This window comes from Mesonia profundi (genome assembly GCF_031085155.1).
Classification (GTDB): Bacteria; Bacteroidota; Bacteroidia; order Flavobacteriales; family Flavobacteriaceae; genus Mesonia; species Mesonia profundi.
In genome coordinates, this window is the sequence record NZ_JAVHUL010000055.1 from 1 (window position 1) to 10,977 (window position 10,977).

Here is a 10,977-nt window from a genome sequence, read left to right on the forward strand (position 1 = left end):
ATTTGATACACCATTAGAAATGATGGACAAAATTTTGTTTAACACAGAAGTTGCGTTTATTACTTGAATCTAGCAATCAAAAAAAGCTGTGATAAAAATCACAGCTTTTTTAATTCCATTCTAACGAAAGTGGACTAGTTCATCACTGGCAAGAATCCGAATTCTTTTGAATACCTCAACATTTGCTCTTCAAAACTTTCTGGTTGAGTTACTTTTATACTTATAATTTCTCCAGCATCATCCATTTCTGGAACCAATACAGGATTTACAAAGCCGCTATAAGGTGCTGCTTTAAACTCTGAGCTTCGTTTTAAAACTTCTTTATGAATCTCCTGGTCTACTTTTACACCATAGTTCTCCACTAAGTTTTTAGCTGCTGTATAATCTCCTTCAGATTTGATACGCTGCGTTTCTTTTAACAACTCCCCAAACAACTCTCTAAGTTTTTTGTAATCGTTGATTTTTAAATAGGTTTTACCATCTTTCTTCACTTTTTCGATCACATTGCCCTCTTTTCCTTTTTCAAAAGCCCAAGCACTCACCCACTGGCGGTTTCTCATATGAGATTCTTCAATTTCATCTCCTATATTAAGACGTGTAAGCTGTGTCATTAATCCGTTACGGATGTAATCATTATACGCTGCTTTTCCTAATTTCTCAATATCATCGGTTAGACCAAGCTCTTCAATTTTAGGATCCATCAGGTAGTAGAGTCCCACCAAATCTGCTCTTCCTTCCTCCATCGTTGAAGCATAACTTTTTAGGGTCTGTTTGGTTTCCCCAACGCCAGAATTAATTTTTCCTGAGGCGTGACCTACCACTTCGTGTAATGCGGTATGCAATTTATCTGCTGTTTCTCCATATTCTTTAGACAGTTCTTTTTCTTCTTCCGTTAAGGCAAATTCATCTAGTTTTTCAGATCCACCAGCGTGGCTGTAAGCATTAATGATATTTCCTAAAGAAACCGATTTACTTCCGTGAGCGGTTCTAATCCAATTTGAATTAGGCAAGTTCACTCCAATTGGTGTACTTGGAGAAGCATCTCCTGCTTCACCCGCAACGATTACCGTTTTGTAGGTAACTCCAACTACAGACTCTTTCTTATGTTCTTTCATAATAGGAGAATTATCTTCAAACCACTGTACATTGTCTTCTAAAACTTTCATTTTTTTAGACATATCGAAATCTTTAATTTGCACAATGGTTTCATAAGAACCACGGTACCCTTTAGGGTCATTATACACTTCAATAAAACTATTGATGTAGTCTATATTCCCTTCGGTAGCTTCTACCCAAGCGACATTATAGTCGTCCCAAGTTTGTAAATCTCCGGTTTTATAATACTTTACTAGCAAGGCTAATGCATCTGCTTGGGCTTGATTTTCGGCAACGCCTTCCGCTTTTTCTAACCAATACGTAATCTTATCGATAGCCTCTCCATACATTCCGCCACTTTTCCATACTTTCTCTACCAGCTTTCCACCTTCTTTTACCAACTTAGAATTAAGTCCGTAAGAAAGTGGTTTTTTAGGATCAGGAGATTTCTTTTTAGCATAAAAAGCATCTACCTCGGCTGCAGTAACATCGGGTCCATAAAAATTGGTTGCAGATCCTTTTAATAAACCTTTTTCTTCTTTAAGGTTTACTTTTTTGATATCCTTATCATTAAAAATCACTTCCAAAGCTTCGGGAGCAAGTTTTGTTTTGGTTTCCTTTAATAAACCTTCTAAGTAAGCTTTATCAAAATCCGGCTTCATCTTATCCATAGAATAATGGTGGTGAATTCCTCCAGAGAACCAAACGCGTTTTAAATACTCTTCAAAAGCTCCCCAATCTTCACTATTCTTATCTCCTTGGTAATTTTGATGAATATTTTCTAGCGCTTTTCTAATACTTAAATTATAGCGGTAGTTTTGGTCCCAAATAATATCTCTGCCCGAAAGTCCAGCTTGAGTAAGATAATACACCAATTTTTGTTCTTTTAAAGAAAGTTCTTCCCAACCAGGAATTTGATACCTTAAGACTTTTATGTCTGCAAATTCTCCTGCGGTATAATCAAAGCTCGTTTCTTCTGTAAGTTTCTCTTCTTGAACAGGTTCTTCTTCTTCCTTCTTGTTATCATCGCAAGAGACAAAGCTTAAAGTAGCTGCCAATGCAAAAGGAATAATTTTAAATTTCATGCGGTTTAATTTTAAGTTTTTATTTTTGTTAATCCTAACAATTTGTAAAATAACTATATTAGCTAAATATAACCAACAAACCTTCTATGAAAATCTTTAAATATATTTTTTTACTCCTTCTTATCGTCATTATTGGAGGTGCAGTTTATATTGCTACACTAGATGGAGATTATCAAGTTGAAGAGACCAAAACCCTTGATGCGCCAGCTTCTCTGCTATTTAATGAAGTAAATAATTATGAAAACTGGGAAACTTGGGGACCTTGGAAAAAGGAAGATCCTAATATGGTGATTAGCTATAATGAAAAGACGAGCGGAGTTGGTGCTGGTTACTCATGGCAAGGAGATACCGCTGCTGATGGAGAGATTTCTACTACGGAAGTGATTCCCAATAGAAGAATTCATCAAGAGGTAATCCTTAAAAATCCTATGGGAGAATCTAAAAGTGATGCGTACTGGATTTTTGAACCTATCGAAAATGGAAAAACTAAAGTAGTTTGGGGCGTAAAAGGAGATAAAACTTTTTGGGAAAAAGCTTACGGACTTACAAAAAGCGAAACCATTACAGAGACTTGGAAGCCTTTTCTTACTAATGGTTTAATTGATATTGATCAGATCGTCAGTAAAAAAATGGAAGCTTACGACATTCATGTAGATGGAATCACCCAATATAGCGGAGGTTTTTATATGTATAGAACTACGGCTACAAAAAATAATGGAAAAGCACTTTCTAAAAGAAGAGAAGAACTACTTCCATCGGTGACTAATTTTATGAGCACTAACAACATTAATATTAGCGGAGCCCCATTAATGATTTATAAAGAAGTGGATGAGCAAAACAACACGGCTATCATTTCTTCTGGAGTTCCTACAAATAGCAGAGTAATCACGCCTTTGGATAGCGATATTTTATGTGGCTTTATGGAATCTCAAATGGTTTTAAAAACTACCTTAAAAGGAAATCACAGCAATCTAATAGAAGCTTGGGCCGCTGCAAATGAATACATTAGAACGCATAATATAGAAAAAAGGGAAGATGGAGAAGCTTTTGAAATTTACATTAATCAGCCTCAAGATTATCCTAACCCTGCCGATTGGGTAACCGAAGTTTATATTCCCATTCAGCAAAAAAGCGATGACGTAGATCCTGAAAGTATCATCAAAGAAGAAAATGAGATAGAAATTTAAACCCCCTTCATGAAGCAGGTACTTATTGTATTTTTAGGCGGAGGAACAGGAAGCGTAGCTCGTTATTTACTTTCAAAATGGTTGAATAACCCTATTTCTGGTTTGCCTTATGGAACTTTCTTAGCCAATGTGTTGGGAAGTTTCCTTATCGGAATTATTCTTGGGTACTTTTATAAGACAAACACGATTTCACAAAACACCATGCTGTTATTAGCCACTGGATTTTGCGGAGGTTTTACCACCTTCTCTACCTTTGTTTATGAAAGCCATGTGTTGTTGAAAAACAGCGACTTTTTAAATTTTGGTATTTATGCGCTAGCAAGTATCATCTTAGGATTTGCAGCAGTATTCTTAGGAATGTGGCTTACTAAAACGATTTAGATTTTTTTATCAAAGCTTTTCACCCCTGCTTCAATTTCTAATTCTATAAAATTTTGTTCTGGCGGAATGGGACAAGAGTAATTTTCATTATAAGCACAATACGGATTATAAGCCTGATTAAAATCGAGCATCATTCTATTTCCTTTAGGAATTCTTAAATCCAAATACCTTCCTCCCCCATAGGTAGAAACGCCATTGGTAAGGTCATTAAAAGGGATAAAAAGATAATCTTCAAACTCTTCTTCAGTTTTTAAACGTTGGTTTTGATACACCTCCAAAACCACTTTCTTTTCTTTTAAAACAAAACTTACTTCTCCATACTTTACATACATAGTCTTTCGATCTGTCGTAGTGGGCATAAAGAAAGGTTTCTCGTATGGAGTGCGTTTAAAATTAGCCGAAACAATATAATTGGTATCTATTTCAAAAATTGATAATTCCTGAAACTCTTTAAGGTCTTCTTTCTTTAATGGGGAAGTTTCTTTTTCCTTAAATTCCTTATTCAACTTCTCATGAAAAGCTTTTGCTTCTTTAGTCGCCTGACTAAAAGTCGACTGAAAACTAAATACTAAAAAGAGACCGATTATAAATGAGCGACAACGCATGTTTTGTTTTTTGTCAAAATTAAAATATTAAACAGAGTCGGCTCCTAAAATTATCTTATTTTTTTATAAGATTGCTTGATTTCCATTCTTTTCAGTATTGCTTAAAATTATTGGTTTAAAACAAAAAAACCCTGCGTACACAGGGTTTTTTTAGTATAATTCTATTAAAGAAAAGGCTTACATATTTCTTCTATACTGTCCGCCTACTTCAAAGAGTGATTCGGTGATTTGTCCTAATGAACACACCTTGGTGGCTTCCATCAACTCTGCAAAAATGTTTTTGTTATGAATTGCCGCTTGCTGTACTTTTTCCAAGGCTTCATCGGCACTATCTTCATAAGTTTTATGCAACTTTTTCAGGGTATTAATCTGAAATTGCTTCTCTTCCTCGGTAGCTCTAATCACTTCCCCTGGAGTAACCGTTGGAGAACCTTTACTGCTTAAGAAGGTATTCACCCCAACAATAGGGAAATTTCCATTATGCTTCAGAGTTTCGTAATACAAACTTTCCTCCTGTATTTTAGAACGTTGGTACATAGTTTCCATCGCGCCAAGAACCCCACCTCTTTCGGTAATTCTATCAAATTCCATTAAAACAGCTTCTTCCACCAATTCTGTTAACTCCTCAATAATAAATGAACCTTGAATTGGGTTTTCATTTTTCGTCAATCCTAACTCTTTATTAATGATTAACTGAATAGCCATCGCTCGTCTCACCGAATCTTCTGTTGGCGTAGTAATCGCCTCATCATACGCGTTGGTATGTAGAGAATTACAGTTATCATAAATCGCATAAAGCGCTTGCAGCGTCGTACGAATATCATTAAAGTCAATTTCTTGTGCGTGCAATGAACGCCCTGAAGTTTGAATGTGATACTTCAACATTTGTGCACGAGAGTTGGCTCCATATTTCTGTTTTAAAGCTTTAGACCAAATTCTTCTCGCCACACGACCAATCACCGCATATTCTGGATCAATTCCGTTAGAGAAAAAGAAGGAAAGGTTAGGACCAAATTTATTGATATCCATTCCTCTACTTAAGTAATATTCCACATAAGTAAATCCATTCGCTAAGGTTAGAGCTAATTGCGTTACCGGATTTGCTCCCGCTTCGGCAATATGATATCCAGAAATAGAAACTGAATAGAAATTACGTACCTTATTATCTATAAAATATTCTTGTACATCTCCCATTAATCGCAACGCGAATTCTGTTGAGAAAATACAGGTATTTTGCGCCTGGTCTTCTTTTAAAATATCTGCCTGTACCGTACCCCTTACCACGGCCATGGTGTCATATTTTATTTTTTCGTACACCTCTTTTGGCAACACACGGTCTCCCGTTACCCCTAATAACATTAATCCTAAACCATTATTTCCTTCAGGAAGTTCTCCTCTATATTCTGGTCTTTCCAAACCACTTTCTTTATAAATAGCTTTAATTTTATCTTCTACTTCCTTTTCTAAGCCATTTTCTTTGATGTATTGCTCACATTTTTGATCGATTGCCGCATTCATAAAGAAACCAAGCAACATAGGCGCAGGACCGTTAATAGTCATACTCACCGAGGTTAAGTGGTGTGCCAAATCAAAACCAGAATATAGTTTTTTAGCATCATCTAAACAGCAAATAGAAACTCCTGCATTTCCAATTTTACCATAGATATCTGGACGAGGATCTGGATCATTTCCGTAAAGTGTAACCGAATCAAATGCAGTAGACAAACGCTTTGCAGGTAATCCTAAACTCACATAATGAAAACGACGGTTGGTACGTTCTGGCCCGCCTTCTCCTGCAAACATACGGGTTGGGTCTTCTCCTTGACGCTTAAACGGATACAATCCTGCCGTGTAAGGGAATTCTCCTGGTACATTTTCTTGTAAAATCCATTGCAGTAAATCTCCCCAAGCTTTATACTTTGGAAGTGCTACTTTTGGGATTTGTAGGTGCGAAAGTGACTCCGAGTGCGTTTCAATTTTTAATTCTTTATCTCGAACTTTAAATGTATAAATAGGGTCTTGGTATTTCTTCACCGTATGACTCCACTTTAAGATTTCTTCCCAGTTATAAGGATCAAAATCCATTTTTACACGATCAAATTCTTTTTTCAATAATCCTATTAAATCTTGATTATCTTCGGAAGTGCTTTCTGTTAAAGCATCTTCACTAAGACCATTTTTAGTCAATTCAATTTTAGTTCCAGTAACCGATTCTATCGTTTTATAAATTCCGTAAAGCTTCTGAGCTACTTCTACTTGCGTTGCAACTTTTTCATCATAACCCCGATTGTTTTCGGCAATTTCTGACAAGTAACGCACTCGTGCTGGCGGAATTACAAATATTTTTTCTGACATTTCATCAGAAATATGGTAATCACTTTTTAACGGAGTTTCTGTTTTTTCAGAAAGGGTATTCATAATTTTTTTATACAACGTATTCATTCCAGGATCGTTAAACTGAGAGGCAATCGTCCCAAACACCGGAAGCGTTTTAGGATCCTCGTGCCACAATCCGTGATTACGCTGGTATTGTTTTTTTACATCACGCAAAGCATCTAAAGCGCCGCGTTTATCAAACTTATTGATCGCTACAATATCGGCAAAATCGAGCATGTCAATTTTCTCCAACTGTGTGGCAGCACCAAATTCTGGCGTCATCACATAGAGAGAAACATCAGAGTGGTCTAAAATTTCGGTATCACTCTGCCCAATTCCTGAAGTTTCCAAAATAATTAAATCGTATTCTGCTGCTTTTAGTACTTCAATCGCTTCCTGCACATATTTTGAAAGTGCCAAATTAGATTGACGCGTCGCCAATGAGCGCATATAAACTCTAGGAGAATTAATAGCATTCATACGAATACGATCTCCCAATAAAGCACCGCCCGTTTTTCTTTTAGAAGGATCTACAGAAATAATCCCAATGGTTTTATCTTCAAAATCTACTAAAAAACGACGAACCAACTCATCTACCAAAGAAGATTTCCCTGATCCTCCTGTTCCTGTAATTCCTAAAACCGGAGTTTTAACTCCTTTATTTTTCTTGTGAATTTGATCTAAAGCCGACTTAGCAATCTCTGGGAAATTTTCTGCGGAAGAAATTACTCTAGCGATAGATTTATCGTTTTTTGAAGCTAAATCATCTGCTTCTCCATTTAATTGTTCTCCAATTGCATAATCTGATTGTTCCACCAAATCATTAATCATTCCTTGTAAACCAAGTTCTCTCCCATCATCTGGAGCGTAAATTCTGGTAATTCCGTAATCCTCTAATTCTTTAATCTCTTCTGGAAGAATCACGCCGCCGCCGCCGCCAAAGATTTTAATGTGCTCTGCGCCTTTCTCCTTCAGTAAATCATACATATATTTAAAATACTCGGTATGACCTCCTTGATAAGAAGTCATGGCTATGGCATTTGCATCTTCTTGTATGGCAGTGTTAACCACTTCTTCTACACTTCTATCGTGACCTAGGTGAATAACTTCAACCCCGGTAGATTGAATAATACGACGCATAATATTAATGGCGGCATCGTGGCCGTCAAATAAAGAAGCTGCGGTTACAATTCGTACTTTATGTTTTGGCTTATATGGTGCTTGTTCTTGCATAGATCTGTTCTGAATTTTTGAAGCGTAAATTTACTAAAAAACTTGCATATTTGAAGTGAAAGCTATAACAGTTTTGAAATCAATTCTTTCTTGAAAACTTATACGACAACCTATTTTTAGCTTCTTGGAAGAAATAATCTATTTTAGAACTCAAAAAAATCGATTCTTCTGAATTGCAACTCAGCAGTCCTAAAACAAAAACAACTTGAGAGCTCTCAGGTTGTTTTAATATTTAGTAGAAACAAGCTTAATTCAAAAAAAACTATTTTCCACAAGTTCCATCTGTTTGATTAGCGTTTCTTTCTTGGGGTTTCATACTATAGTCTATAAGGGATTTTAACTCTGTGATTTCTTTTAACCCCACTAACATCCTATTGTTGATAATAAAAGTAGGTGTTGCTGTAATTCCTGCCACACCCGCTAGATATCTACTTTCATTTATATTGTCTCTAATTGCATCTTTATTTTTAGAAGATCTAAAACCTAATCCAAGCACAGCATCTATTTTCTCTTCAGTTGCAGTAGGATTAATACTCCAGACCTTCTTTAAAAATGTATCAAAATTATTCTCAACATACATAAGATGTGCAGTTTCTGCTAGTTTTTCGGCATTTTCGTGAAAGCTTAGAGGATAATCTCTAAAGGTAATCTGAAGCTTACCTTTATCAACATAGTTTTTCATAAGCTCTGGTAATTGTTGTTGCGTAAAATACTTACAATAAGCACATTGATAATCGATAAGAACTATCATCTTCACATTCGCTGAATCCACTCCTAATGTTGGATTATTCCCTTGCGGAAAAAAAGATAAGCGTGGTGGTTCTTTTTTAAGTGGCAAAGTGCTTGCGGAGTTATTATCAACTTTAAACCCAAAGAAAAACATTGTTCCCAAGAGCAAAAAAAATAATCCTGCCACAGCTACTAGTCTTGTAATTTTTTTATTCATCATCAAAATTTTATTTAATTACAATAAGGACAATCTGGAAGAGAACCTGGCCCTGTCCAAACAGCATTTCCATATTCATAATAAAGATCGCAAGATGCATTTCTTGCCTCAATTTCCCCTACACAATCGTATACAAACGCAGCTTTACATTGCGAATCTACTTGAATATCAAACTCAGGTCCGTTATAGTAAGCAAGATCACAATTTGCAGAAGAGCCTCCGCCACCATCTCCACTTCCTCCCCCTCCTCCATTCGAATTAGGACCAGGGCTAATGTTCCCCGTAGCTGCATAATTGTCCACAACATCACTCATATCATTATAACAAGCCTGCCAAGTATCGTAATTACCTAATGAGTTTTTATTTTCAGATTCACAAGAGCCCGAACTATTATACATACAATTAACAGTAAGGTAATTCCCACTCACTTCATAACACATCGTAGCTCTCTCATCATCCTCATCCTCTTCTTCACAGCTCATAAAAAAACTGCACGATAATAATAGAAGAAGTACAGGTAAAATTCTTTTTAATCCATGTTCTTTTTGATCTTTTTTCATAATTTCAAGGTTTTAGTTATTCAACATCATAAAGTAAACTCTAAAAAAAAATCTTGACAATACCCATAATTAGGTATATTTAAATACCTCTAACACTATTGTGAATTGTAAAAAATAAAAGCCTGATGAAGTAATTAAAAATGTAAAACCTCTTAATCTTTTTTTTTATAGAATAAATTAACTTCTCATGATTTAAAATATACCTAATTATGGGTATATGTAGAGATCTCATATAGTGTATCTTTACACTATCAATATTATCTTATAAGGGGTAGATAATTTGACTTTTAAACAAATTACGTTTGTTTGGACAACGATTTTTCTTCATTGATAAAATCGTTGTCTTTTTTTATGCCTTAATCTTCTGGTTTTTAGTTTTTGTAACTTAAAAAAAAGCTAAGTGTTGAATCGTTTGTTACAATCAAGTCTTAGCTCTTAGGTCAAAAAGCGAAGCGGTCTTAAGTCTTATTTATATCTCGATAATTCTGTACAAATTTTAGTTTAAACTAAATAAACTTTATTTTTGTTCATTAATTATAAATTCATTGTAAAATCATGAAGAAAATTTTAGTATTTATAGGTATCCTAAGCCTTAGTGCTTGCGCCGAATTACAAACCATCGCCGATAATTTACCTCAAGAAGGTTATGGCTTAAGTAACGATGATATTGCCAACGGACTTAAACAAGCCCTAGATAAAGGAATTGATGAACAAGTACAAAAACTGACTCAAGAAAATGGTTTTTATGAAAATTCTGCTGTAAAAATTTTACTGCCAGAAGAACTTCGAAAAGTAGAAAAAGGTTTGAGAGACATTGGCTTAAATAGCTTAGCCGATGAAGGCATAAAAGCTTTAAACAGAGCTGCCGAAGATGCCGTAAAAGAAGCTACTCCTATCTTTGTTTCGGCAGTAAGAGAAATGACTTTTACCGATGCTAAGAATATTCTTATGGGAGATAATCGCGCTGCTACAGGATATTTAGAAAGTAAAACCACCAATACGCTATACCAAAAATTTAATCCTGTGATTAAAAACTCTTTTAATAAAGTGGGAGCCGATCAAATTTGGAGTAATCTTATTCAGAAATATAATTCGATTCCGCTTACACAAAATGTAAACCCAGATCTTACCGATTATGTTACTTCAAAAGCGCTGGAAGGGGTGTTTACAATGATTGCTAAAGAAGAAGTAGAAATTAGAAATAACTACTCGTCTAGAACTACAGATCTTTTAAGAAAAGTATTTGCCTTACAAGACAATAGGTAAATCAAGAACCTACTTATTTAGTAAAAGTTAAAAGCCGTAAAGAAATTTACGGCTTTTGTTGTTAATTTATTAAGGCTAAACCCCAATTAATTCGTAAATTTTAGAATTCTATTAACTGTCATTAATACTAGTAACCGTTGCACAACCCCGTAATTCTAAAAAATATTATTCTAATAGCGCCATTTTAAGAGGGCTATTATTTTTAACAGGGTATCAAAACATCTTGATAATATTGGCTTATAT

The 10,977-nt window shown here is 35.2% G+C and carries 8 protein-coding genes; 3 read left to right on the forward strand and 5 right to left on the reverse strand.

Annotated elements, in window-relative coordinates; translation table 11 throughout:
* Positions 1 to 134: 134 nt before the first annotated feature.
* Entirely contained in the window at positions 135 to 2,180 is a 2,046-nt protein-coding gene (locus RBU60_RS13560) for a dipeptidyl-peptidase 3 family protein (protein WP_308865600.1), read from the reverse strand.
* A gap of 86 nt (positions 2,181 to 2,266) precedes the next feature.
* On the opposite strand from RBU60_RS13560, the gene RBU60_RS13565 reads away from it, so the two are divergent.
* Both RBU60_RS13565 and crcB read left to right on the forward strand, forming a co-directional pair.
* Complete coding sequence (locus RBU60_RS13565; protein WP_308865601.1) at positions 2,267 to 3,367, forward strand: SRPBCC family protein; 1,101 nt, start codon at positions 2,267 to 2,269, stop codon at positions 3,365 to 3,367.
* Positions 3,368 to 3,376: 9 nt separating this feature from the next.
* Entirely contained in the window at positions 3,377 to 3,748 is a 372-nt protein-coding gene (crcB, locus tag RBU60_RS13570; protein WP_308865602.1) for a fluoride efflux transporter CrcB, read from the forward strand.
* Here crcB and RBU60_RS13575 read toward each other — a convergent pair.
* The 4 genes from RBU60_RS13575 to RBU60_RS13590 form a co-directional block, all read right to left on the reverse strand.
* Complete coding sequence (locus tag RBU60_RS13575; protein ID WP_308865603.1) at positions 3,745 to 4,353, reverse strand: DUF1684 domain-containing protein; 609 nt, start codon at positions 4,351 to 4,353, stop codon at positions 3,745 to 3,747. The genes crcB and RBU60_RS13575 overlap by 4 nt on opposite strands.
* Positions 4,354 to 4,530: 177 nt before the next feature.
* Positions 4,531 to 7,962, reverse strand: coding sequence for a methylmalonyl-CoA mutase family protein (locus tag RBU60_RS13580; protein ID WP_308865604.1), 3,432 nt, complete (start codon positions 7,960 to 7,962; stop codon positions 4,531 to 4,533).
* Between the two features lie 262 nt (positions 7,963 to 8,224).
* A complete protein-coding gene (locus tag RBU60_RS13585) occupies positions 8,225 to 8,911 on the reverse strand; it encodes a DsbA family protein (protein ID WP_308865605.1) in 687 nt (228 codons plus the stop codon).
* 11 nt (positions 8,912 to 8,922) lie between these two features.
* Positions 8,923 to 9,468, reverse strand: coding sequence for a hypothetical protein (locus RBU60_RS13590; protein ID WP_308865606.1), 546 nt, complete (start codon positions 9,466 to 9,468; stop codon positions 8,923 to 8,925).
* A 555-nt stretch (positions 9,469 to 10,023) separates the two neighbouring features.
* On the opposite strand from RBU60_RS13590, the gene RBU60_RS13595 reads away from it, so the two are divergent.
* The gene (locus tag RBU60_RS13595; protein ID WP_308865607.1) at positions 10,024 to 10,734 is read left to right on the forward strand and encodes a DUF4197 domain-containing protein; all 711 of its coding nucleotides are present in this window, start codon (positions 10,024 to 10,026) and stop codon (positions 10,732 to 10,734) included.
* Positions 10,735 to 10,977: the final 243 nt, after the last annotated feature.

Bases quoted from the DNA above. Each gene is read 5' to 3' on its own strand.
- RBU60_RS13565 (WP_308865601.1), top strand. From the start codon at position 2,267: ATGAAAATCTTTAAATATATTTTTTTACTCCTTCTTATCGTCATTATT.
- crcB (WP_308865602.1), top strand. From the start codon at position 3,377: ATGAAGCAGGTACTTATTGTATTTTTAGGCGGAGGAACAGGAAGCGTA.
- RBU60_RS13580 (WP_308865604.1), bottom strand. From the start codon at position 7,962: ATGCAAGAACAAGCACCATATAAGCCAAAACATAAAGTACGAATTGTA.
- RBU60_RS13595 (WP_308865607.1), top strand. From the start codon at position 10,024: ATGAAGAAAATTTTAGTATTTATAGGTATCCTAAGCCTTAGTGCTTGC.
- RBU60_RS13590 (WP_308865606.1), bottom strand. From the start codon at position 9,468: ATGAAAAAAGATCAAAAAGAACATGGATTAAAAAGAATTTTACCTGTA.
- RBU60_RS13575 (WP_308865603.1), bottom strand. From the start codon at position 4,353: ATGCGTTGTCGCTCATTTATAATCGGTCTCTTTTTAGTATTTAGTTTT.
- RBU60_RS13560 (WP_308865600.1), bottom strand. From the start codon at position 2,180: ATGAAATTTAAAATTATTCCTTTTGCATTGGCAGCTACTTTAAGCTTT.
- RBU60_RS13585 (WP_308865605.1), bottom strand. From the start codon at position 8,911: ATGATGAATAAAAAAATTACAAGACTAGTAGCTGTGGCAGGATTATTT.